The 23618-nt window shown below is 71.4% G+C and carries 23 protein-coding genes; 19 read left to right on the top strand and 4 right to left on the bottom strand.

Features of this window, described 5'->3' with window-relative positions; all coding sequences use genetic code 11:
- Positions 1–102 precede the first annotated feature (102 nt).
- From ATK30_RS43930 to ATK30_RS43875, 12 genes are all read left to right on the top strand, one after another.
- Positions 103–1440, top strand: a complete 1338-nt coding sequence (locus ATK30_RS43930) for an MATE family efflux transporter (RefSeq protein ID WP_101440547.1) — start codon at positions 103–105, stop codon at positions 1438–1440.
- A 57-nt stretch (positions 1441–1497) separates the two neighbouring features.
- Positions 1498–2319 carry a PhzF family phenazine biosynthesis protein gene (locus ATK30_RS43925; RefSeq protein WP_101440546.1) on the top strand — a complete coding sequence of 274 codons (822 nt, stop codon included), beginning with the start codon at positions 1498–1500 and terminating at the stop codon, positions 2317–2319.
- Positions 2320–2431: 112 nt separating this feature from the next.
- Positions 2432–3751: an MFS transporter gene (locus tag ATK30_RS43920; RefSeq protein ID WP_101440545.1), complete on the top strand. Its 1320-nt coding sequence runs from the start codon at positions 2432–2434 to the stop codon at positions 3749–3751.
- A gap of 541 nt (positions 3752–4292) precedes the next feature.
- Positions 4293–5213 (top strand): tRNA pseudouridine(55) synthase TruB, encoded by a 921-nt coding sequence (gene truB / locus ATK30_RS43915; protein ID WP_101440544.1) that lies wholly within the window; start codon positions 4293–4295, stop codon positions 5211–5213.
- Between the two features lie 41 nt (positions 5214–5254).
- Positions 5255–6220, top strand: coding sequence for a bifunctional riboflavin kinase/FAD synthetase (locus ATK30_RS43910; protein WP_101440543.1), 966 nt, complete (start codon positions 5255–5257; stop codon positions 6218–6220).
- Positions 6221–6383: 163 nt separating this feature from the next.
- Positions 6384–6860: a helix-turn-helix domain-containing protein gene (locus tag ATK30_RS43905; RefSeq protein WP_101440542.1), complete on the top strand. Its 477-nt coding sequence runs from the start codon at positions 6384–6386 to the stop codon at positions 6858–6860.
- A gap of 3 nt (positions 6861–6863) precedes the next feature.
- Entirely contained in the window at positions 6864–7340 is a 477-nt protein-coding gene (gene thpR / locus ATK30_RS43900) for an RNA 2',3'-cyclic phosphodiesterase (RefSeq protein WP_101440541.1), read from the top strand.
- A 164-nt stretch (positions 7341–7504) separates the two neighbouring features.
- Entirely contained in the window at positions 7505–7774 is a 270-nt protein-coding gene (rpsO, locus tag ATK30_RS43895) for a 30S ribosomal protein S15 (protein ID WP_009080476.1), read from the top strand.
- Between the two features lie 237 nt (positions 7775–8011).
- Positions 8012–10258, top strand: coding sequence for a polyribonucleotide nucleotidyltransferase (locus ATK30_RS43890; protein ID WP_101440540.1), 2247 nt, complete (start codon positions 8012–8014; stop codon positions 10256–10258).
- 162 nt (positions 10259–10420) lie between these two features.
- Positions 10421–11785: a M16 family metallopeptidase gene (locus ATK30_RS43885; RefSeq protein ID WP_101441395.1), complete on the top strand. Its 1365-nt coding sequence runs from the start codon at positions 10421–10423 to the stop codon at positions 11783–11785.
- Positions 11782–12531 carry a 4-hydroxy-tetrahydrodipicolinate reductase gene (dapB, locus tag ATK30_RS43880; protein WP_101440539.1) on the top strand — a complete coding sequence of 250 codons (750 nt, stop codon included), beginning with the start codon at positions 11782–11784 and terminating at the stop codon, positions 12529–12531. The genes ATK30_RS43885 and dapB overlap by 4 nt, the downstream gene beginning before the upstream one ends.
- Positions 12528–12977, top strand: a complete 450-nt coding sequence (locus ATK30_RS43875) for a tetratricopeptide repeat protein (protein WP_167442110.1) — start codon at positions 12528–12530, stop codon at positions 12975–12977. The genes dapB and ATK30_RS43875 overlap by 4 nt, the downstream gene beginning before the upstream one ends.
- A 38-nt stretch (positions 12978–13015) precedes the next feature.
- Here ATK30_RS43875 and ATK30_RS43870 read toward each other — a convergent pair whose 3' ends face one another.
- Positions 13016–13531 (bottom strand): YqaA family protein, encoded by a 516-nt coding sequence (locus ATK30_RS43870; protein WP_101440538.1) that lies wholly within the window; start codon positions 13529–13531, stop codon positions 13016–13018.
- 152 nt (positions 13532–13683) lie between these two features.
- Between ATK30_RS43870 and ATK30_RS43865 the strand changes: the two genes are divergently transcribed.
- Positions 13684–14160 carry a GtrA family protein gene (locus tag ATK30_RS43865; RefSeq protein ID WP_167442109.1) on the top strand — a complete coding sequence of 159 codons (477 nt, stop codon included), beginning with the start codon at positions 13684–13686 and terminating at the stop codon, positions 14158–14160.
- On the opposite strand, the gene ATK30_RS43860 is transcribed toward ATK30_RS43865, so the two are convergent.
- Positions 14150–14704, bottom strand: a complete 555-nt coding sequence (locus tag ATK30_RS43860) for a GNAT family N-acetyltransferase (RefSeq protein ID WP_101440536.1) — start codon at positions 14702–14704, stop codon at positions 14150–14152. The genes ATK30_RS43865 and ATK30_RS43860 overlap by 11 nt on opposite strands.
- 50 nt (positions 14705–14754) lie before the next feature.
- On the opposite strand from ATK30_RS43860, the gene ATK30_RS43855 reads away from it, so the two are divergent.
- The gene (locus ATK30_RS43855) at positions 14755–15969 is read left to right on the top strand and encodes a winged helix-turn-helix domain-containing protein (protein ID WP_101440535.1); all 1215 of its coding nucleotides are present in this window, start codon (positions 14755–14757) and stop codon (positions 15967–15969) included.
- 563 nt (positions 15970–16532) lie between these two features.
- Here the strand turns inward: ATK30_RS43855 and ATK30_RS43850 are convergent.
- Positions 16533–17408, bottom strand: coding sequence for a DUF4097 family beta strand repeat-containing protein (locus tag ATK30_RS43850; RefSeq protein ID WP_101441393.1), 876 nt, complete (start codon positions 17406–17408; stop codon positions 16533–16535).
- Positions 17409–17695: 287 nt separating this feature from the next.
- Positions 17696–18223, bottom strand: coding sequence for a toxin-antitoxin system HicB family antitoxin (locus ATK30_RS43845; protein WP_101440534.1), 528 nt, complete (start codon positions 18221–18223; stop codon positions 17696–17698).
- An 84-nt stretch (positions 18224–18307) separates the two neighbouring features.
- Between ATK30_RS43845 and thyX the strand changes: the two genes are divergently transcribed.
- The 5 genes from thyX to dapA all read left to right on the top strand — a co-directional run bounded on the left by thyX (position 18308) and on the right by dapA (position 23587).
- Complete coding sequence (thyX, locus tag ATK30_RS43840) at positions 18308–19066, top strand: FAD-dependent thymidylate synthase (protein ID WP_101440533.1); 759 nt, start codon at positions 18308–18310, stop codon at positions 19064–19066.
- 10 nt (positions 19067–19076) lie between these two features.
- Complete coding sequence (locus ATK30_RS43835) at positions 19077–19475, top strand: ACT domain-containing protein (RefSeq protein ID WP_101440532.1); 399 nt, start codon at positions 19077–19079, stop codon at positions 19473–19475.
- A 160-nt stretch (positions 19476–19635) separates the two neighbouring features.
- Complete coding sequence (locus ATK30_RS43830) at positions 19636–20877, top strand: Nramp family divalent metal transporter (protein ID WP_167442108.1); 1242 nt, start codon at positions 19636–19638, stop codon at positions 20875–20877.
- An 84-nt stretch (positions 20878–20961) separates the two neighbouring features.
- On the top strand, positions 20962–22461 hold the full coding sequence (locus ATK30_RS43825; protein ID WP_101440531.1) for a serine/threonine-protein kinase: 1500 nt from the start codon (positions 20962–20964) through the stop codon (positions 22459–22461).
- A 112-nt stretch (positions 22462–22573) separates the two neighbouring features.
- The gene (dapA, locus tag ATK30_RS43820) at positions 22574–23587 is read left to right on the top strand and encodes a 4-hydroxy-tetrahydrodipicolinate synthase (RefSeq protein WP_101440530.1); all 1014 of its coding nucleotides are present in this window, start codon (positions 22574–22576) and stop codon (positions 23585–23587) included.
- Positions 23588–23618 lie beyond the last annotated feature (31 nt).

Raw genomic sequence — 23618 nt, 5'->3', positions numbered from 1 at the left:
CGTCCGGCGATGCCACCTGCCGCCCCGCCCTCCGGGAGCGGGAAACCAGGCCCGCCCTATGGCCCGCCGGAATTGTCGGTCCCGGTGGCTACTCTCGTCCCCGTGTCCGAAAACGCCACGACCACCGCCGTCAGCGGTGACCGCATCCCGCCCCGCCGAGTGTTCGGCCTCGCCGTGCCCGCGCTCGGCGTGCTCGCCGCCGAGCCGCTCTACGTGCTGGTCGACACCGCCGTCGTCGGCCACCTCGGGGCGTTGCGGCTCGCCGGCCTCGCGCTGGGCGGGGTGGTGCTGTCGCAGATCTCCACCCAGCTCACCTTCCTGTCCTACGGCACCACCTCCCGCACCGCGCGGCTGCACGGCGCGGGCAGGCGTTCCGACGCGGTCCGCGAGGGCGTGCAGGCCACCTGGCTCGGCGTGCTGGTCGGGCTGGTGCTGCTCGTCGCCGGGCAACTGCTGGCCGAGCCGATCGCCCGCGCGCTTTCGGGCAGCGACGAGATCGCCGCGGCGGCCGTGTCGTGGCTGCGGATCGCGTTGTTCGGCGCGCCGCTGATCCTCGTCACGATGGCGGGCAACGGCTGGATGCGCGGGGTGCAGGACGCCACCCGCCCGCTGCGCTATGTGCTGGCGGGCAACGGAATCTCCGCCATCCTGTGCCCCGTTCTGGTGTATGGCGCCGGCCTCGGGCTGGAGGGGTCGGCGATCGCCAACGTCGTCGCGCAGGTCGTGTCCGCGTCGATGTTCCTCGCCGCGCTGGTGCGGGAAAAGGTGCCGTTGCGGCCGGATTTCCCGGTCATGCGGGCGCAACTGGGCCTCGGCCGGGACCTCGTGCTGCGCAGTTTCGCGTTCCAGGCGTGCTTCGTGTCGGCCGCCGCGGTGGCCGCGCGTACTTCGACCGAGGCGGTCGGGGCGCATCAGGTGGTCCTGCAGCTCTGGACGTTCCTGTCCCTAGTGCTCGATTCGGTCGCGATCGCCGCGCAATCGCTCGTCGGCGCGGCGCTCGGCGCGGGAGCGGCTCGGCAGGCGCGTGGGGTGGCCACGCAGATCACCGGCTACGGCTTGGTCCTTGGCTGCTTCCTGGGCGTGCTGTTCGCGGCGTTGTGGAGCGTCCTGCCGCACGCGTTCACGTCCGATCCGGGAGTGCTCGGCGAAATCCCGCACGCCTGGTGGTTTTTCGTGGCGCTGCAACCGATCGCGGGTGTGGTGTTCGCGCTGGACGGCGTCCTCCTCGGTGCGGGCGACGCCGCCTTCCTCCGCACCGCGACGCTCGTCAGCGCCGGTCTCGGGTTCCTGCCGCTGATCTGGCTGTCGCTGGCGCTGGGCTGGGGGTTGAGCGGGATCTGGAGCGGATTGTCGCTGTTCATGGTGTTCCGGCTGGCAGCCGTGGTGGCGCGATGGCGGTCCGGGCGGTGGGCCGTGGTCGGCGCGGTGCGGGAGGCGTGATGGCGTAACGGCAAAACCCGCTCGCCGCCCTCGCCCGGCGGATGCGAGGGTGGGCGCATGCCGAAGTTCACCCAGGTCGACGTCTTCACCGACGAGCTCACCCGAGGCAACGCGCTCGCTGTCGTGCACGGCGCGGACGGGCTGTCCGACGAGCGGATGGCCGCGTTCGCCCGCTGGACGAACCTCAGCGAGACCACGTTCCTGCTGCAGCCCTCCGACCCGGCCGCCGACTACCGCGTCCGGATCTTCACCCCGGGCCGGGAGCTGCCGTTCGCCGGACATCCGACGCTCGGGTCCGCGCGGGCGTGGCTGGCCGCCGGGGGAGAGCCGAAAGCCGGGCACCTCGTGCAGGAATGCGGGGCCGGGCTGGTCCGGGTGCGCCGCGACGGCGACCGGCTGGCGTTCGCCGCGCCTCCGCTGCGCCGCAGCGGTCCGGTGGACGACGCCGACCTCGCCGCGGTGAAGCGCGGCCTGCACCTCGGCGACGCCGACGTCCTCGACGCGCGGTGGGCGGACAACGGCCCCGGCTGGGTCGCGCTGTTGCTGCGCGACGCGGCGACCGTCCTCGCGATCGAGCCGGACTTCGGCGCGCTCGGCTCGTTCAAGGTGGGCGTCGCCGGTGCGCAGCCGGCCGGATCCGACACGGCGTTCGAGGTCCGAGCGTTCAGCGACGTCGTCGAGGACCCGGTCACCGGCAGCCTCAACGCGGCGCTCGGCCAGTGGCTGATCGGCGACGGCATCGCGCCGGAGTCGTACGTCGCGGCGCAGGGCACGCGGCTCGGCAGGCGAGGACGGGTGCACGTCGAACGGGACGGCGAGGACGTGTGGGTCGGCGGCGAAACCGTCATCGGGATCCGGGGCGAAGTGGATCTGTGGTGAATCCCACCGGCGTTACGGCTATGTATCGAGGTTGCTGAGGCGATACAACTATCGAGGCGGCAGCGTCGTCGTCCTCCTCTGTCCGACGCTCGCCTGCTCTCTGGAGGAACTCTTGACGCCCGCCGGCCGCGCCCCTGTCCGGTCCTGGCTCATCTGGCTTACCGCGGTCACGGTGTACCTGCTCGCCGTCTTCCACCGCACCTCGTTCGGCGTGGCCGGGCTGAAGGCGGCCGAACGCTTCGGCGTCGGATCCGCCGCGCTCGGCATCTTCACCGTGCTGCAGGTCGGCGTATACGCGGCCATGCAGATCCCGACCGGAGTGCTGGTCGACCGCTACGGTCCGCGCCGCGTGCTCACCGCCGCCGTCCTGATCCTCGGCTCCGGGCAGCTGCTGCTCGGACTCGCCGACACCTACGCGCTCGGCCTGCTGGCCCGCGGCGTCCTCGGCTTCGGCGACGCGCTCACCTTCGTCAGCGTCCTGCGCCTCGTCGCGGCGCACTTCCCAGCGCACCGATACGCGCTGCTCGCGTCCTTCACCTCCTGCGTCGGCTACATCGGCAACCTCATCGCGACCGTCCCGCTCACCCTGCTCCTCGACGGTCCAGGATGGACAGTCACCTTCCTCGCCGTCGGCGCGGTGACGGTGCTCTACGCGGTGCCGGTCGCGTTGCGGGTCCGCGACACCCCGGACGGCGTGCCGGAACGCAAGCGCGAACCCGTGCGCCCGGCGGAACTCGGCCGGCAGGTCAAGCTGGCCTGGCGAACCCCCGGCACCCGGCTGGGTTTCTGGGTGCACTTCTCGACGATGTTCGCGCCGAACGTGCTGACCCTGTTGTGGGGCATGCCTTTCCTGGTGCAGGGCGAGGGCTTGCCCGCGGCGACCGCCAGCGCGCTCCTGACGGTGTTCGTCTTCGGCTCCATGGCGGGCGGCCCGCTGCTGGGCGCGGTGATCGGCCGCGCCCCGGCCCTGCGAGTGCCGCTGGTCGTCGGCTATCTCGTCGGCGCGACGATCGTGTGGGCGGTCCTGCTCGGCTGGAACGGCCACGTCCCAGTGGGCGTCCTCGTCCCGGCCTTCGCGTTCCTGACGCTGGGCGGCCCGGCGTCGATGATCGGCTTCGCCGTCGCCCGCGACTACAACCCGCTGTCGCGCGTCGGCACCGCGACCGGAGTGGTGAACGTCGGCGGCTTCCTCGCGACCACCGTGACCGCCCTGCTGATCGGCATCCTGCTCCAAGCGACCGGGGGCAACTTCCGGATCGCGCTGCTGGTCATCGTGGGCGTCCTGGCAGTGGGCGCGTCGCGAATGCTGGTGTGGTGGCGAAGGGCCCGCGCCCACGTGTTCGCCGCGGCGGCCCGAGGGGAAGAAGTCCCGGTCCAGATCCGGCGGCACCGCTGGGACCGCGCCCCGGAAGAGGCCGCGGCCGCCGCCTGAGCCAGCTGCTCTGACCGGTTCGACGGCCCGGGACGTTCGCCGGGTCGGTTGCCCGAGCCAGTCGCCCGAGCCGGGCGAGTGCCAGGGAGCCAGCTGTCCTAGGCAGTCGCGCCCAGGGCCGTCGCGTGAGTCGGTTGCCCCCGGCTGGTTGCCCGGTCGGTTGGCGGTGGGGAGCGCGTGTCCGGGCCGACTGCTCAGGGCGCTTGCCCGAGCCAGCCGCCCGAATGAGTCCGCTGCCCGGGGGCTAATTGCTCGAGTCGGTTGCTGAGGTTGAGTGGCTGCCAGGGGCCGCGTGTCCGGGTCGACTGCCAGGGCAGCTGTCCAAGCCGGTCGTCTGAGCCGGTCTTCCCGGCTGCCTGGATTCTCGTCCAGGCCCTCAGCCCGAGCCCGTCGCCCGAGCCGCGCGGACCAGTCGCCAAGCCAAATCGCCCAAGCCGCTTCCGCCGTCCCGGACCGGCCCCCACCGCCTCGCCACCCCTTCCAGCACACCGGCTCGAACCGGGCGCCAGCCGCGAAACGCAGCCTAGGTAGGGTTTCCGCCGTGTCTCGCCCGAAAGAACCGCGTCGTCCCGCCCCGCCGCCCGGATTGCTCATCGTCGACAAACCGGCGGGCATGACGTCGCACGACGTGGTCGCGCGGGCGCGGCGGATCATGGGCACCCGCAAGGTCGGCCACGCCGGCACGCTCGACCCGATGGCGACCGGCGTGCTGGTGCTCGGCATCGAGCGCGCCACCAAACTCCTCGGGCACCTTGCCCTCGACCGCAAGACCTACCTCGCCACGCTGTCGCTCGGCCGGTCCACCACCACCGACGACGCCGAAGGCGAACCGCTGGCCGGAAACGATGCCGCGTCGGAAACCCTCGCCGCCGTCACCGACGAGCAGATCGCGGACGGCATCGCCGCGTTGACCGGCGACATCCAGCAGGTGCCCAGCGCCGTCTCCGCCGTCAAGATCGACGGCAAGCGCGCTTACGCCCGGGTGCGCGCGGGGGAAGACGTCGTCCTCCCGCCGCGGCCGGTGACCGTGCACCGGTTCGACGTTCTCGGCGTCCGCCGCGAGGAGGACCGGATCGAACTCGACGCGATCGTCGAATGCTCGTCCGGCACCTACGTCCGCGCGCTCGCCCGGGATCTCGGCGCCGGGCTCGGCGTCGGCGGGCACCTGAAAGCCTTGCGCCGCACCACAGTCGGGCCGTTCACGCTCGCCCGCGCGCGCACGCTCGACCAGCTCGAAGAGAAACCGGAACTGTCGCTGGACCTCGACGCCGCCGTCGCCGCCGCGTTCCCGCGCCGGGATCTCGACGCCGCCACCGCCAAGGCCGTCCAGTACGGAAGGCGCATCCCGGCCGCGGGAATCGACGGCACGTACGGCCTGTTCGCGCCGGACGGCCACGTGCTCGCGCTGGCCTCCGACACCGAGGGAGTGACCCGCTCGGTGGTGGTCCTCCTGCCCGCATAGGGTGGGGGCAAAGGCACCTTGCTCGGGGAGAGTTGACAACAGTGCAGCGGTGGCGTGGGCTCGGGGATCTCCCGGGCGGCTGGGGACGATGCGTGGTCACCATCGGCGTGTTCGACGGCGTGCACCGCGGGCACCAGGAACTGATCAAGCGCACCGTGGCGACGGCCGCCGAACGCGGCGTGCCCAGCGTGGTCCTGACCTTCGACCCGCATCCGTCCGAGGTGCTGCGCCCGGGCAGCCATCCCGCGCAGCTGACCACCCTGCGGCGCAAGGCCGAGCTGGTCGAGGGGCTCGGCGTGGACGTGTTCTGCGTGCTGCCCTTCACCCTGGAGCTGTCCCGGCTCAGCCCGCACGAGTTCGTGCACGAGGTGCTGGTCGACCGGCTGCACGCGGCCGCGGTGCTGGTCGGCGACAACTTCACCTTCGGGGCCAAGGCCGCGGGCAACGTCGCGCTGCTGCGCGAACTCGGCCGCCGCTTCGGGTTCGTCGCCTACGGCGCGGAACTGCAGGGCCGTTCGCTCGACGACGACCGCGGCGCCAACGACATCACCTTCTCGTCGACCTACGTGCGCTCGTGCATTGACGCCGGCGACGTGGAGGCCGCGGCCGACGCGCTCGGCCGCCCGCACCGGCTGGAGGGCATCGTCGTCCGCGGCGACGGCCGCGGCCACGACCTCGGCTACCCGACGGCCAACCTGTCCACCGCGCGGTTCGCCGCCGTGCCCGCCGACGGCGTCTACACGGCCTGGTTCACCCGGCTGTCCGACCCGGGCCGCCGGCTGCGCGCGGCGGTCTCGGTGGGCACGAACCCGACGTTCTCCGGCCGCGAGCGCACCGTCGAGGCGTTCGTGCTGGACGTCGACGAGGACTTTTACGGCCAGCACGTCGCCCTGGACTTCGTCACCCGGTTGCGGGATCAGGCGCGGTTCGGCGCGTCGGCCGATCTCGTGAAGAAGATCGACGAGGACGTGGCCCGGACCAGGGAAGCGCTCGGCTCGGACAGCTGAGCGGACCCGGCCCCGGAGCGGGCCGGACCGGGGGCGAATCGGGCGTTCCGGCCCGCCGGGGGCGTCCGGGGTGGCAAGATGGGCCGGCGGCGCCGGGCCGGTGGACCAAGGTGGGCCGGCCGCACCGGGCCGCGGGACGACATCGCTAGGGGAGCGGAGCTAGGTGGAGGACCACAAGATCGTCCAGCGGAACATCGCGCTGCAGCGGGAGTGGTACGGGGAGCCGCTGGGCGATCGGGTGCGCCGGCTGGTCGTGGCCTTCGACGTGTCGCAGGCGTTCCTGGCCGAGGTGCTGGGGATCAGCGCGCCGATGCTGAGCCAGGTGATGAGCGGGCGGCGGGCGAAGATCGGCAATCCGGTCGTGCTGGCCCGGATGATCATGCTCGAACGCAAGATCCTCGTGCCCGAGGTCGCCGCGGGCGACCGCGACGCGATGCAGGCCGCGCTGGAGGACGTGCGCGATTCGCGGCCCACCGTCGGCCGCGACAACATCCCGGTCAGCTCGGACGAGAAGATCCTGCTCGCGGGCATCCGGGACGTCGCCGAGGACGAGAACCTCGCCGAGGCGGCGAAGCTGCTCGACGAGGACTTCCCGGCGCTGGCCGACCTGCTTCGCCGCGCGGGAGCGTCGGGCCAGTAGCCGATGCGGCTGTTCACCGCGCTGCGCCCGCCCGCCGACGTCGCGGCGGAGATCGCCGACGCGCTCGGCTCCCGGGACCGGCTCCTGCGCTGGAGCGATCCGGCCGGCTGGCACGTCACGCTGGCTTTTTACGGCGAGGCGGACCCCGTCGAACGGGGCGCTTTCCTCGACCGGGTGCTGGACGGCCGGAAATCCGTTGACGTCCAGCTCCGCGGTTCGGGAACATTTCCGGGAGTGCTGTGGTTGGGAGTGGCAGGGGAGGACCTGGCCGATCTCGCCGCGGCCGTGGGCTCGGACGAGGACCGGCCCTACCGGCCGCACCTCACGCTGGCGCGCTGCTCCCGCACGCGGCCGCCCACGGCGTGGAGGGAACACCTCGCGGGTTTCCGCAGCCGGGTGTGGACCGCGGACCGGGTCGAGCTGATGGGCGGCGGCAGCCCGTACCGCACGCTGCGGGCCTGGCCCCTGCGGCGCGGGTGAGGCCGTGCCGCCGAGCTAGCCGCACGCGCCGGAAGCCGCAGTTCAACCGGCTGGTAACCTCAGAAACCGGGTCCGGCTGCAGTCCGTGGCGGCCGCGACCGTCTCACCCGGCCGCGCAGCGCGGTGCGGGCCTCACGGCACGAGATGCACAAGGAGCACCACCAGTGGCGCTGTCCACCGAAGAGAAGAAGACGATCCTCGCCGAGTACGGGCTGCACGACTCGGACACCGGATCCCCCGAGGCCCAGGTCGCGCTGCTGACCAAGCGGATCATCGGCCTCACCGAACACCTGAAGACCCACAAGCACGACCACCACTCCCGTCGCGGTCTCCTGCTGCTGGTCGGCCGTCGCCGCCGGCTGCTGAACTACACGGAGAAGGTGGACGTGGCGCGGTACCGCGACCTGATCAAGCGTCTCGGCCTGCGTCGATAGCGTGCTGACGAGGGGGAGCGGCTCCGGCCGCTCCCCCTCGCCGCAAGCACACCCCCCACACGGCGCGAGCGCGCTGGAGGAACGATCTCGCCGGTCCTCGGTAGTGGTTCCCGGGCAACGGACCCGGGGGCTTCGATCGAAGACCGGCCTCACACCTCCTCGAGCGTCCTCGGGCGAACCGGGTCCCACAGTGGGAGACTCACGCCGTACGAAGGAACCAAAGAGGAGATTGACCATATGACCGACTCCACCGGAGTCACCGTGTTCGAAACCGAAGCCGTTCTGGACAACGGCCGGTTCGGCACCCGCACCGTCCGGTTCGAGACCGGCCGGCTCGCCAAGCAGGCCGCCGGCGCCGTCGTCGCGTACCTGGACGAAGAGACCATGCTGCTGTCGGCGACCACGGCGTCGAAGCACCCGAAGGAGCACTTCGACTTCTTCCCGCTGACCGTGGACGTCGAGGAGCGGATGTACGCCGCCGGCCGCATCCCGGGCGCGTTCTTCCGCCGCGAGGGCCGCCCGTCGACCGACGCGATCCTCACCGCCCGCCTGATCGACCGCCCGCTGCGCCCGTCCTTCGCCGACGGCCTCCGCAACGAGATCCAGGTCGTCATCACCGTCCAGAGCCTCAACCCGGACGACCCGTACGACGTGCTGGCGATCAACGCCGCGTCGGCCTCCACCCAGATCGCCGGCCTGCCGTTCTCCGGCCCGGTCGGCGGCGTGCGCGTCGCGCTGATCGAGGGCCAGTGGGTCGCGTTCCCGACCTGGCCGCAGCTCGAGAAGGCCACCTTCAACATGGTGGTCGCGGGACGGATCGTCGGCGAGGACGTCGCGATCATGATGGTCGAGGCCGAGGGCACCGAGCACACGCTGGACCTGATCGCCGAGGGCGGCAAGGCTCCGGACGAGGCCACGGTGGCCGAGGGCCTCGAGGCCGCGAAGCCGTTCATCCGCGTGCTGTGCGAGGCGCAGCAGCGCCTGGCCGCCGACGCCGCGAAGCCGACCGGCGAGTTCCCGCTGTACCCGGCCTACCAGCCGGACATCTACGAGGCCGTGGCCGCGATCGCGTCCGACGAGCTGGCCAAGGCCCTGCAGATCCCCGGCAAGCAGGAGCGCGACGCCGCGACCGACGAGGTCAAGGCCGCCGTCCTGGAGAAGCTCGGCCTCGGCGAGGGCGAAGCCTTCGAGGGCCGCGACAAGGAGGTCGGCGGTGCGTTCAAGGCGCTGACCAAGAAGATCATGCGCACCCGCGTCCTCACCGAGAAGATCCGGATGGACGGCCGCGGCCTGACCGACATCCGCCAGCTCTCGGCCGAGGTCGCCGTGGTCCCGCGGGCGCACGGTTCGGCGCTGTTCGAGCGCGGCGAGACCCAGATCCTGGGCATCACCACGCTGAACATGCTCCGCATGGAGCAGCAGATCGACTCGCTGTCGCCGGAGACGACGAAGCGCTACCTGCACCACTACAACTTCCCGCCGTTCTCCACCGGCGAGACCGGCCGCGTCGGTTCGCCGAAGCGGCGCGAGATCGGCCACGGCATGCTCGCCGAGCGCGCCCTGGTCCCGGTGCTGCCGAAGCGGGACGAGTTCCCGTACGCGATCCGCCAGGTCTCCGAGGCGCTGGGCTCCAACGGCTCCACGTCGATGGGTTCGGTCTGCGCGTCCACCATGGGCCTGCTCAACGCCGGCGTGCCGCTGAAGGCTCCGGTCGCGGGCATCGCCATGGGCCTGGTGTCCGACGAGGTCGACGGCGAGACGCGGTATGTCGCGCTGACCGACATCCTGGGCGCCGAGGACGCGCTGGGCGACATGGACTTCAAGGTCGCCGGCACGAAGGACATCATCACCGCGCTGCAGCTGGACACCAAGCTGGACGGCATCCCGTCCGAGGTGCTCGCGGCCGCGCTGAAGCAGGCCAAGGACGCTCGCCTCACCATCCTGGACGTCATCGCCGAGGCGATCGACGGCCCGGACGAGATGAGCCCGTACGCCCCGCGCGTCACCTCGGTGAAGATCCCGGTCGACAAGATCGGCGAGGTCATCGGCCCGAAGGGCAAGATGATCAACTCGATCACCGAGGAGACCGGCGCCGACATCTCGATCGAGGACGACGGCACGATCTACGTGGGCGCGGCCGACGGCCCGTCGGCGGAGGCGGCGATCGGCAAGATCAACGCCATCGCCAACCCGCAGCTGCCGAAGGTCGGCGAGCGCTTCCTGGGCACCGTGGTGAAGACGGCCGCGTTCGGCGCGTTCGTCTCGCTGCTGCCCGGCAAGGACGGCCTCGTGCACATCTCGAAGCTGGGCAACGGCAAGCGGATCGCGAAGGTCGAGGACGTCGTGAACGTCGGCGACAAGATCCGCGTCGAGATCGCCGATATCGACAACCGCGGCAAGATCAGCCTGATCGTCGTCAAGGACGACGACGCGGCGAAGCCGGCCGAAGGCGACGCCGAGGCGGAGAAGGCCGAAGCCAAGTAACACCCGCAGTCCCATCGAGGGCCTCCTGCCCCACCCGGGCAGGAGGCCCTCGCTGCGACCCACCCACGCCGTCCGACTTCCCCTCACGCAAGCGAACCGCGGGACTTGAAGGCGATCCCGCCCGCGACGGCGGAGCCGGCGCAATCCAACACAGAGGTTTCATTGGCACCGCAGGTTTCCGGGCACGAGCAGCCCGTCGGCACCACCCGTACGCTCGAGTCCACTTCGGACGGTGCGGTCGTCAAGCGAAGCGTCCTGCCCGGCGGCCTGCGGCTGATCACCGAGCACGTCCCCGCGTCCCGTTCGGCGACGGTCGGCCTGTGGGTCGGCGTCGGTTCGCGCGACGAGCCGGCCGCGGTCGCGGGGGCCGCGCATTACCTGGAACACCTGCTGTTCAAGGGAACCGCCAACCGCGACGCCACCCAGATCGCCGAAGAAATCGACGCGGTGGGCGGCGAATTCAACGCCTTCACCGCGAAAGAGCACACCTGCTACTACGCCCAGGTCCTGGACGCGGACCTGCCGCTGGCGCTCGACCTCGTCACCGACGTGGTCTTCGAAGCGCAGTGCGCGGACCGCGACATGGACATGGAGCGCAGCGTCGTCCTCGAAGAGATCGCGATGCGCGACGACGACCCGGAAGACCTGCTGCACGAGGAGTTCGTCAGCGCGATCCTCGGCGACCATCCGCTGGGACGTCCGGTGCTGGGCACGGAAAAGTCCATCACCGAGATGTCTCCGGTAGCGCTACGGGGTTTCTACCGCCGTCGCTACACCCTGCCGCGGATGGTGCTCGCGGTCGCCGGGAACGTCGAGCACGCGCAGGTGCTGCGGCTGGTGAAGCGAGCGCTGCGGGACCGTCTCGGCGGCACTGCGACGCCGGTCGCGCCGCGGTCCGGCCGTGCGCGGCTGAAGACGGTGCCGAAGCTGGCGCTGCACCCGGACGACACCGAGCAGGCGCACATGATGCTCGGTTTCCGCGCGCTGCCGCGCCACGACGAGCGCCGGTTCACGCTTTCGGTGCTCAACGCGGCGCTCGGCGGCGGCATGAGTTCGCGGCTGTTCCAGGAGATCCGCGAGCGGCGGGGCCTGGCGTACCAGGTGTATTCGTCGGTGGCGAGCTACGCCGATCTCGGGCACATGTCGGTGTACGCGGGCTGCCAGCCGGAGCGGCTGGGCCAGGTCGCGGGCGTGATCCGCGAGGTGCTCGACTCGGTCGCCGCGGACGGGCTGTCCGACGCCGAGGTCGCGCGCGCCAAGGGGCAGCTGCGCGGCGGGCTGGTGCTGGGCCTGGAGGACACGTCGTCGCGGATGTCCCGGATCGGCAAGAACGAGCTGAACTACGCCCGGTACCTGGGCGTCGACGACACGATCGCGCGGATCGACGCGGTCACGACCGAAGACGTGTGTGCGCTCGCTCGCACTCTGCTGCGCCGCCCCGGCGGGGTGTCGTCCGCGGCGGTGGTGGGGCCGTACGCTCACGCCGACGACCTGCCGGACGATCTGCACGAGGTGATCGCGTCATGACCGAGTCCCCGATCCGCGTCGGCGTGCTGGGCGCGCGCGGCCGCATGGGCGCCACCGTGGTGAAAGCCGTGGAAGGCGCCGCGGACCAGGAACTGGTGGCCGCCTTGGACGCGGGCGACGATTTCGCCGCCCTGGAAAAAGCCCAGGTGGTCGTGGACTTCACGCATCCGGACGCGGTGATGGACAACCTGCGCTGGCTGATCGCGCACGACCTGCACGCGGTCGTCGGCACCACCGGGTTCAGCGAGGAACGGCTGGCCGAACTGCGCGGGCTGCTGGCGGACAAGCCGTCGGTGGGCGTGCTGATCGCGCCGAACTTCGCGCTGGGCGCGGTGCTGGCGATGCGGTTCGCGGCGCAGGCGGCGAAGTTCTACGCCTCGGCCGAGATCATCGAACTGCACCACAACCGCAAGGCCGACGCCCCGTCCGGCACCGCCGCGCACACCGCGCGGATGATCGCCGCCGCCCGCGCCGAGGCCGGCCTCGCTCCCGGTCCGGACGCCACGACGTCCGAAATGGACGGTGCCCGCGGCGCTTCGGTCGAGGACGTCCACGTGCACTCGGTCCGCCTGCCGGGCCTGGTGGCGCACGAGGAAATCCTGTTCGGCGGCGAGGGCGAAACCCTGACCATCCGGCACGATTCGCTGGACCGGACGTCGTTCATGCCGGGCGTGCTGCTCGGCGTGCGTTCGGTGGTGTCGCGTCCCGGCCTGACGGTCGGCCTGGAGAACGTGCTCGACCTGTGAAAGCCCGTAATTTCGCGCTGCTGATGACGGCGGCGCTGGTCGTGTACCTCGTCCTGCTGGCGGACCGGGCCGTGGCGCTGCTCGGCACCGGGACGCCGGCCGGGATCGCGCTGGGCATCGGGGTGTTCCTGCTGCCGCTGCTGGGCGTGTGGATCGTCGTGATGACGTGGCGGTCCGGCATGCAGATCCAGCGGCTGTCTCGGCGGCTCGACGCCGAGGGCGGCCTGCCGGACGTGTCGGACCTCCCGCGCCGCCCATCCGGCCGCGTGGACCGCGACGCCGCGGACGCGTGGTTCGACGAGCGCCGCGCGGAAGTCGAGGCGAGCCAAGAAGATTGGCGAGCCTGGTACCGGCTGGCGTACGCGTACGACATCGCGGGAGACCGGCGGCGGGCGCGGGCGACGATGCGCAAGGCGATCGAGCTGGAAGCCGCGGAGCGCAAGTAAACGCTGGCTCTCGCGGCTCTCCCGGCTCCCGCAGCGGGCTAGTGCAGCCAACCGGCGAACAGCGCGGGCGAAGCCGCCAGCAAGCTGAACCGCACCCACCGTCCGGCCAGGCCCGCGGCGACGAACGTCGACAGCCGCATCCGGACCATCCCGGCGAGGACGCTCGTCGCCATGAACGGGGGCAGCCCGACGAGCGAGCTGATCCCGTATGTGCCGGTCATCCAGTGCGGATGGCGCTGGCAGCGTTCGCGCAGAGCCTCGATCTTGCTCCGGATCACCTTGGTGCGCAGCTGCCAGCGGACCCGCCGCGGCGTGAGCGGGCGTTCGCGGTGCAGCCGGTCGTGCAGGACCTTCGGGAGCCGGATCGAGCCGCGCGCGGCCAGGTAGTACAGCAGTTTCCCGGCGATCTGGCCGACCGCGACCGCGCCGCCCAGCCACAGCCAGTGCACGCTGTGCTGGCTCGCGCAGAGGCCGATGACGAAGAGCTCCGCGTTGACCAGCGGCACGATCGCCGAGCCGAAGGCGACGCCGAGGGTCAGGAGCACCCATCCCATCGCGTCACCCCCTCCGTGTCCCTGCTCACCCCAAGCTATCAGCCATCACGAAAAGATCACGGGGGTTAGCCCCACTCTTTTCCTGGGCGCCAACCCCAGAAGATCACCTGGCCGACCGCTCTCGGTCACCTTCTGCTGCCACTCTCGGACAGGTGCCTGAGGTGCCCCTCGCCGACCGTTTCGCCGGACTGTGCGCCGCTGTCGTGCGCGTTCTGCCGTTCGGACTGTCGCGGATCGTCGCGCCGAGTTTCCTCGGTTTCGCGGTGATCAACGGCTTCACGTTCGGCGTCGACCTGGTGCTGCTGACGTTGTTCCACGGCGGGCTGAAGTGGCCGGTGTGGCTGTCGATCAGCGTCGCGTACGTGGTCGCGTTCGGGTTGAGTTTCGTGTTGAACCGCGCGCTGAACTTCCGTTCGCACGCGCCGGTGGGCCGCCAGGCGGTGCTGTACGCGGTGGCGATCGCGGTGAACTACGTGGCGTTCCTGCTCGGGCTGGGCGCGGGATTGGCCGCGTTGGGCGTCGAATACCACCTGTCGCGGCTGATCGCGGGGGCGTGCGAGGGCGTGTTCATGTACTCGGTGATGCGCTGGGTGGTCTTCGCGAAGCGCGAAGAGCCGGTCACTGTGTGAGTTCCAGGTCCAGCGTGCCGGTAAGCCGGACTTCGCGCAGGGTGCCGCGGCCGGTGTCGAGGGTGCGGACGGTGCCGTCGGGGGACCAGCCGGCGCGGCGGTAGAAGCCCAGCGTCGCGTGATCGGACTGGGCGACCCAGGTGATGCCGCGGCTGAGCCCGTTCGCGCGCAGGTCGGCGGCGGCGGTCGCGAGCAGCCGTCCGGCGTGCCCGCGGCGGCCCCAGCGCGGCTCGACCACCAGCGACGCGATCAACCCCGGAGCGTCCTCGGGCGCTGATCCGTCTGCCGCGGCGGCCTCGTCCTCCGGGGCCGGGCCCGCGACGCAGTAGCCGACCGTGAACGAGCCCTCGGTGGCCAGGTAGACGCGGGAACCGGGGTACTCGATCGTCTCCGCCCAAGTGCCCTCGAGATCGGCCTTGTCGAGCTCGTCGATGGCTTGCTCGCCCAGGAGCCCGGCGTAGGCGGCCCGCCAGGTCAGCCGCTGGATGCGGGCGATCTCCGCGGCGTCGGACGGGTTCGCGGGACGGACTTCGGCGGCACTCACGCGGGCAATGTACCGAAACTGTCGGGGGTGGCTGGCACCATGGCGGAATCATGCAGACGATCAGCCTTTCCGTCGCCCGCCGCACCGCTCTGGCCGCGCAGGGCTTCGCCGACCCCCGGCCCGCCTCGGCCCCGACCCGGCGGCACCTCGCCAAGGTGCTGTCGCGGGTCCAGTTGCTGCAGCTGGACTCGGTGAACGTCGCCGTGCGCGCGCACTACATGCCGCTGTTCTCGCGCCTGGGCCCGTACGACCCGGCGCTGGTCGACGACGCCGCGTGGAGCCACCGCGCGCGCCGGCCGCGGCTGCTGGTCGAGTCGTGGGCGCACGAGGCGAGCCTGCTGCCGATCGAGGACTGGCCGCTGCTGCGGTCCGGCGCGAAACGGGACGGCTGGTGGCGGAACTACACCCGGGTGGTCGACACGATGCCCGGCCTGCTCGACGACGTGCTGGCGGTCGTGAAGGAACACGGTCCGATCGGGGCCGGGGCGATCGAAAAGGAGCTGGAAACCGAGGCGGTCCGGCGCGGGCCGGGCGCGTGGTGGGAACGCTCGGTGGTGAAGAAGGCGTGCGAGTACCTGTTCGGCGTCGGCCAGCTGAGCACTGGCACCCGGCGGTCTTTCGAGCGGCTGTACGACCTGACTGAGCGAGTGGTGCCGCCGGAGATCTTGTCCCGCAAGGTTTCCGCGGACGAAGGTGCCCGCGGCCTGATCGACCGCTCGGCGCGGGCACTGGGCGTGGCAACGGAAACCGACCTGCGCGACTACTACCGCCTGGGCCCGGACGTCACCCGGCAAGCCGTGCAGGAGCTGGTCGAGGAAGGCGTCCTGGAGCCGGTCCAGGTCGCCGACTGGCGCGCGGTCGCGTACCGGCACGTCGAAGCGCGCACGCCGCGGGCAGTGCCCGGACGGGCGTTGCTGTGCCCGTTCGACCCGCTGATCTGGGAACGCGCGCGGACCGAGCGGTTGTTCGGCTTCCGGTACCGCATCGAGATTTACGTTCCGGAACCCAAGCGGGTGCACGGGTATTACGTGTTTCCGTTCCTGCTGGACGGGGAGCTGTCGGCGCGAGTCGACCTGAAGTCCGACCGCGCGGCCGGGGTGCTGCGGGTGCAGGGGGCGTTCGCCGAGCCCGGAGCCGACCAGACGAGGGTGGCGGCGGAGCTGGCGGGGGAACTGCGGACGATGGCGGAATGGCAGGGACTGGACGGCGTCGCGGTGGGGGAGCGGGGCGATCTGGCCCGCGCGTTGCGGCGCGCGGTGAAGTGAGCGGGGGTTGGTGAGCGTTGGTGCGGTGAGAACTGGCATTGCTGCTCACGGCATCCCGCGCTCGGTGCCCGGGGTGTCGGGGGCGCGGTGACCTGGGGGCTTTGAGTGGTGGTGCCGGTGAGAACCGGCGTTGTCGCTCATGGTGCCCCGCGCGCTCGGGAGCTAGATGGCGGTGTCGGCGGCGCAACCTGCGGGCTTGTGAGTGTCTATGCCGGTTCTAACCGGCATAGACACTCACGACTCCTGAGGGGTTTCCGCCGCAGGGGCGGAGGTATGGGCGCGCGGAAGTCGTTGTGGCGGCCAGGGTCGTTGGCGCGGCAGAAAAGTCGTTGTGGCGGCTGGGCTTGGCACGCGAGGAATCCGAGCCGCGACGGCTGTAGCTTGGCGCATGGGGAAACGCGCCCCGTCGGCTTTCCTTGGCGCACAAGAGTTTCCCGGACAGCAGAAGCGGCGGGCCACCCGGAATGCTCCGGTGCGGCCCGCCGCCTCCCCCTTGCAGCCGTCCGCTCGGCGCACCCAGGGTCGTGGAGTGACGGGTGTGTCGGCCTGAGCGGACGGGATGGTCAGCCCGCCGCGCGGGTCACCACCGCGTTGCCGGTTCCGGTGCGGGCGCGGACTTTCAGCGCGACCGCGCCCTCCGGCGGCGTGTCCGACACGTCCAGCTCGCTCGAGACCCGCCCGGCCGCCGACGCCAGTTCCACTTCCGCCCGCACGCCGCTCCGGATGCCGACCCGCACCTCGCCCGAGCCGGTGATCAATTCGAGCGACCCGGACGCCGCGTCGGCCACCGACAGGTCCCCGCTGCCGGTGCGGGCCATGACGTCGCCTTCGACCGCGCCCAGCCACACGTTTCCGGTTCCGGTGCCGAGCGTCGCCGGCCCGGAGATCGACGCCGCCTCGACCGAACCGCTTCCGCTCCGCAGCTGCAGTCCGGCCAGGGTCGGGCCGAGCTTCACGGCTCCGGTTCCGGTGCGGATGGTGGCCGCGCCGTCCGCGCGTTCCAGCGTCACCTCGCCGGACCCGGTGAGGATGTCCGCACGGCCCGCGGTGCCGGTCACTGTGACATCCGCCGAGCCCGCACGCACTTCGAGGTGCGACCCGGCCGGCGCGTGGACCGTGACCGCCACCGGAACGTTCCGCAGCTGCCACGCCTTCGCCGCCCGCACGACGACCCGGTTGCCGGTCTTCTCGATTCGCGCCTGCCGCACCGCGTCGGCGACCGAAAACTCCGGCATGCCGCCGAACTGGTCCCCGAACTTCTCGCCGACCCACGACAGCAGGCTGCTGACGCCGTTGACCCACGACGGCTGCTCGCCCGCGTCGTGCTGCAGCCGCACGGTCACCCCGGACTCCCGCCCGAGCACGACCTCGACCCGCCCGATCGTGACGCCGAGGTCCAGCTCGACCGGACCGTCCGCCTCGAAGTCCTGCAACCGCACGTACGGACCCGGTTCCGCGGAATCCGAGCCGGTTCCCGCCGAGGCGTCCGAAGCCGCAGCGGCCGTTGAACTGTCCGAAGTGGACTCAGCGCTCGAGGCCCCGGTCCCGCCCGGCTCGCCCGATGTCCCTTCGCCCGCGGAGGGCTCGCTCGCCGCGGCCTCGGCAGCAGCGCCGGACCCGGCTTCCGAGGCCGTCTCGCCCGCGCCCCCGAAACCAGGCTCCCCAACCCGGTCTTCGGTGTTCTTCCCCTGGTCTTCCCGGTTCTCGCCCATGGTGATGCCCCCTTCTAGCCTTCGACCCAGCCGTGCAGCTTGGTCTCGGTGCGGCCCCCGCCGCTGCCGCTGTCGTGCCAGCGCTGATGCCGTTGCTGGTGCTGCTGCGCCTGGCCGAGCGCCCCCTGCACGGCCTGCGCCACGAAGGTGTTCAGCGAAACCCCCTGCGCGGCCGCGGCCTGTTCGGCCTGGCCCTTGATCTGCTCGACCAGCCGCAGCGTGATCCGCGAGATGTCGCCGCCGTCGATCGGCGGGGCGGGAGGCGGTGGTGGCGGGGGAGGCGCGGAAGAAGAACGGTCCTCGCCGCCAGTGACGACCACACGCACGTCCCGGCCGTCCAGCCGGACGTCCACGACCTGGCCGGGCAGCGCGGCGGTCACCTCGGCCGCCAGGTCGGCCAGCGCGTTCATCAGCGTCAGCCGGACCGCCGGTTCCAGAGCAGACGACAGCAGTGCGGCCGCCCGCCGGGTCTGCTCGTCCCCGGCGGAGGCCGTGCTCGCGAGGTCTTCGCGAAGGTTCGCGATATACGGCGTCAAGTCCATGACACCACTATGGCGTCACTAGTGACGTCACGTCAAGGCACGGTGATGTCACCTGTGCCGCCGGGTTAGGCTGGCGGAGCCGACATGAGGGGAGCGAGACCGGTGCCGCCCAAGGTGCAGCTGATCGCGAAAACCGAGTTCTTCCCGCCCGAGGACGTGCCCTGGTCCACCGACGCGGAGGGAGGCGAAGCGCTCGCCGAGTTCGCCGGGCGCGCCTGCTACCAGTCCTGGGAGAAGTCCAATCCCGCGACCGCGACCAACGCCGGGTATCTCGAGCACATCATCGACGTCGGCCACCTGGCCGTTCTCGAGCACGGGACGGTCACCTTCTACTTCTCCGGGATCTCCCGCTCGCTCACCCACGAGCTGATCCGGCACCGGCATTTCTCCTACTCCCAGCTGTCGCGGCGCTACGTTCCCGAGCGCGACGCCGAGTTCGTCGAGCCAGACGTCATCGCCGAAGACCCGGTGCTGCACGAGAAATTCGTCAAGGCCACGCAGGCCAGCGCGGCCGCTTACGACGAACTGCTCGCCGGGCTGGAGGAGAAGTTCGGCGACGCACCGAGCGCCAGCCTGCGCCGCAAGCAGGCGCGCCAGGCGGCCCGCGCCGTGTTGCCGAACGCGACCGAAACCCGCATCGTCGTCACCGGCAACTACCGAGCCTGGCGGCATTTCGTCGCGATGCGCGCCACCGAGCACGCGGACGTCGAGATCCGTTCCCTGGCCGTCGAATGCCTGCGGCAGCTGCACAAAGCGGCTGCCAACGTGTTCGCCGACTTCACGATTTCAACCCTGCCCGACGGCACCGAGATCGCCTCGAGCCCGAAGGTGCTGGAAGGCTGACACCACCCTGATGAAACACCTGACGATCGACCTCCGCCCCGGTCCGTACTCGGTGGTGCGGCTGCCCGCCGACGCCGCCGTCCCCGCCGAACTGCTCGAACCGGGCGAACCCGCGCTCGTGTCGGTCACCCGCACGCCCGACGAGCTGTCGCTGATCTGCCCCGCCGGCCGCGAACCCGAGGGCGGCACGGTCGAGGAGGGCTGGCGGCTGTTCACCGTGCGCGGGCCGCTGGAATTCACCCTCACCGGCATCATTTCCGCGCTCGCGTCGGAGCTGGCGGCCGCGGGTGTCGCGCTGTTCTCGCTGTCCACCTTCGACACCGACCACATCCTGGTGCCCTCCGACGACCTCGACCGGGCCGTGGCGGCGTTCCGCGAGGCCGGCCACGAAGTGCTCCTGCCGGCCTGACCAAAGTCCGTGAAGGACTCTCTGCGGGAATCAGATTCCTACAAGGAGCCCTTCACGGACCTTCAGCGGCGGGAGGCGTGGCTCAGCACACCCTTGCTCAACAAAGTTCGGCATGCCTAAACTTTGAGTTGGGGCGACCGATACCAGGAAGTGGGCGCACATGGCGGTGGCGGAAGCGGCACGTCCGCGCGGCGTGGCCCGGCTGCGGGCCGGCTGGGCGCTGCTCGGACCGGCGTTCGTCGCCTCCGTCGCGTACGTCGACCCCGGCAACGTGGCGGCCAACGTCAGCGCCGGCGCGCGCTTCGGCTATCTGCTGGTCTGGGTGATCGTCGCGGCGAACCTGATGGCCGTGCTGGTGCAGTACCTGTCGGCGAAGCTCGGGCTCGTCACCGGCCAATCGCTGCCGGAGGCGCTGCGCGACCGGCTCTCCCGCGGCGCTCGGCTCGGCTACTGGGCGCAGGCCGAGATCGTCGCGATCGCCACCGACCTGGCCGAGGTCGTCGGCGGCGCGATCGCGCTCAACCTCCTTTTCGGACTCCCGCTCGTCGTCGGCGGGCTGATCACCGGACTCGTGTCGCTGGTGCTGCTCGCGGTGCAGGACCGCGGCGGCCAGCGCCCGTTCGAACGCGTCGTGACCGGCCTGCTGGTGGTGATCGCGGTCGGGTTTCTGGCGAGCTTGTTCGTCGAATCCCCGTCGGCCGCCGGGATCGCGAACGGCCTGATCCCTCGCTTCAGCGGCGGCGACAGCGTGCTGATCGCGGCCGCGATGCTCGGCGCGACGGTCATGCCGCACGCGGTGTACCTCCACTCCGGACTCGTCCGCGACCGGCACGGCACGCCGGAACCCGAAGGCCGCCGGCGGCTGCTGCGGGCCACCCGCTACGACGTCGGGTTCGCGATGCTCCTCGCGGGCGCGGTGAACCTCGGCATGTTGCTGGTGGCGGCGACGAATCTTCAAGGACAGCAAGGCGTCGACTCCATCGAAGGCGCGCACGGAGCGGTCGCCGCCGCGCTCGGGCCGGGGGTCGCGCTGCTGTTCGCGATCGGGCTGCTCGCGTCCGGGCTGGCATCGACCTCCGTGGGCGCGTACGCGGGCGCGATGATCATGCAAGGCTTGCTGCGCAAGAGGATTCCGATCGTGGCGCGCCGGCTCATCACGCTCGCCCCGGCGATTGTCGTGCTGGCGCTCGGAGCCGATCCGAGCGCGGCGCTGGTGGTGTCGCAGGTGGTGCTGTCGTTCGGCATCCCGTTCGCGCTCGTGCCGCTGATCCGGCTGACCGCGGACCGCGGGCTCATGGGCGCGGACGTCAACCGCCGCACCACCACGGTGTTCGCCGCCGCCGTCGCGGGCGTGATCATCCTGCTCAACGTCGTGCTCATCGCGCTCACCTTCACCGGCTGAGCGAGTCCTCACGGGACGGAACCGGCAAGGCCGCGCCGCGGTCGGACTAGCATCTGCGCGAAGCCGACCGAGGAGCCCGACCCCGTGACCGACGAACAGACCCGCCCGCACGACCCGAACCGCACGGCCCCCGCCGGCCGCGTGGTGGCCGGTCGCTACCTGCTCCTCGGCGAACTGGGCCGCGGCGGCATGGGCATCGTGTGGCGCGCGCAGGACCAGGTGATCGGGCGGCAGGTCGCGATCAAGGAACTGCGGCTGCCCGAAACCGAGGGCGCCGCGGTGTTCTCCGAACGGATCCTGCGCGAGGTGCGCGCGGGCGGCCGGCTCAACGACCCGGCCGTCGTGACGGTCTACGACGTGGTCACCGACCAGGGCACCACGTGGATCGTGATGGAACTGGTCGAGGCGCCCACGCTCGCCGACCTGGTGCGCGCGCACGGCCCGATGCCCGAGCAGCAGGCGGCGGTGATCGGGGAGCGGGTGCTGTCGGCGCTGCAGGCCGCGCACGCCGCCGGGATCGTGCACCGCGACGTCAAACCGGCCAACATCATGGTCGCGCCGGACGGCCGGGTGAAGCTCACCGACTTCGGCATCGCGCACGCCATCGACGACCCGCGGCTCACCACGAGCGGGATGATCGTCGGCTCGCCCGCCTTCATGGCCCCGGAGCGGGTCGAGGGCCGCGAGGCGATGCCGGAATCGGACCTCTGGTCGCTCGGCGCGACGCTGTACTTCGCGGTCGAGGGCATCGTCGCGTTCGAACGGCCCACCACGGCCGCCACGCTGCACGCGATCATGACCGAGGTGCCGTACCTGACCCGCGTGCACGGTCCGCTCGGCGCGGTCATCCTCGGCCTGCTGGTGGCGAACCCGGAAGCCCGGCTCACGGCGGCTCAGGCGCGGGCACAGCTCGCCCACGCCACCGGTCCGACGCAGCGTCCGGCCACCGCGGTGCTGCCGCAGGAGACCCGCGTGGGCGGCCAGCCGACCCGGACGGCCGCGCAGCCGGAAGGCAAGAGCAGGCGCGGCTGGTGGGCGGGTGCGATCGCGGTGCTGGTGATCGCCGCGCTGGCCGGCGGGTTCTTCCTCGGCAAGCCGGTGTGGTCGCCGAAGAAGGACGAACAGCAGGCCGACACCGTCACCTACGGCCCGGACGGCTACCTCAAGACCAAGTTCTCCTCGTACGAGATCTGCTACAACGCGGTGGTCCAGCCAGGCGTCGTGATCAGCTCGGACAACAACGTCGACTGCAAGAAGAACCACACGCTCGAGGTCTACGACACCGCCGACCCGCTGCCGCTGGAGAGCTGGAGCGACAACGACGCGGTCGTCGCCCCCTATCCGGGGCTGGAAGACATCACCCGGGCGGCCGAGGCGCGCTGCGCGGCGGCGTTCCATTCCGCGGTGGTGCCGCAGCAGCAGCGCACGGGACTGGTCTACCGGGCGATCGTGCCGACCCCGCAGGCGTGGCAGGTGCAGCCGGACAACGACAGCAGCAGCGGCCCGAACCGCAAGATCTACTGCGTCCTCGCGCGGGCGAACAACGACCAGATCCCGGCGCAGATCACCGCCAAGGTCAAGTAGCCGCGCGAGAAGTTCCTCCGCGATGCCCGCGGCGGCGGAAATTCTCCGAAGTTGCCGGTGGCACACCAGGTCGGGGCCGGGTTAGGCGGCCTGAGGAGGTACCGTCGTGGCCATGTCCACCTCACCTGCCGCCGCGCCCGGACGTCCGTTCGGCCGCGTGCTCACCGCGATGGCGACCCCCTTCGACCGAGCCGGGGCGCTGGACGTGAAGCGGGCCCAGGAACTGGCCGAGTACCTCGTGGACCTCGGCAACGACGGCCTCGTCGTCAACGGCACCACCGGCGAGAGCCCGACCACCACCGACGACGAGAAGGCCGCCCTGGTCCGCGCCGTCGTCGAGGCGGTCGGCGACCGCGCGACGGTCATCGCGGGGGCGGGCACCAACAACACCGCGCACAGCATCGAGCAGGCGCACGCCGCCGCCGAGGCGGGCGCGCACGGCCTGCTCGTCGTCACGCCCTACTACTCGCGGCCGAGCCAGGCCGGGCTGTACGCGCACTTCACGACGGTCGCGGACTCGACCGAGCTGCCGGTGATGCTCTACGACATCCCGCCGCGCTCGATCGTGCCGATCGAGGTCGACACGCTGCAGCGGCTGGCCGAGCACCCGCGGATCCTCGCGGTGAAGGACGCCAAGGGCGACCTGATCGCCGGGTCTGAGGTCATCGCGAACACCCACCTCGCCTACTACTCCGGCGACGACGGGCTGAACCTGCCGTGGCTGTCGGTCGGCGCGGTCGGCGTGGTCAGCGTGATCGGGCACGTCGTGGCGGGCCGGATCCGCGCGATGATCGAGGCCTACGAGGCGGGCGACACGTCCACCGCGCGCACGAACCACCGCGGGATGCTGCCGGTGCTGCGGGCGATGTCGCGCGTCGGCGGCGTCGCGTTCAGCAAGGCTTCGCTGCGCCTGCGCGGGTTCGACATCGGCGACCCGCGGCTGCCGATCGTGCCCCCGTTCGACGACCAGCTGGAGCAGATCGCGGCCGATCTGGCCCAGGGCGGCGTGCCGCTGGAGGACAGCGCGGCCTCGGACTGGCATGGTGCACGGGTGGCACAAGCAGATTCGCAGGCGGCCTACACCGCCCCCACCTCGCACACCAGCGTTGGGACAATGCCCCGGTGACTTCACTTCCCGCCGGACCCGGCCCGACGCA

The organism is Amycolatopsis echigonensis, from assembly GCF_002846615.1.
Classification (GTDB): Bacteria; Actinomycetota; Actinomycetes; order Mycobacteriales; family Pseudonocardiaceae; genus Amycolatopsis; species Amycolatopsis echigonensis.
Note: the sequence above shows the minus strand (reverse complement) of the source record. Positions and strands in the feature narration are given on the sequence as shown.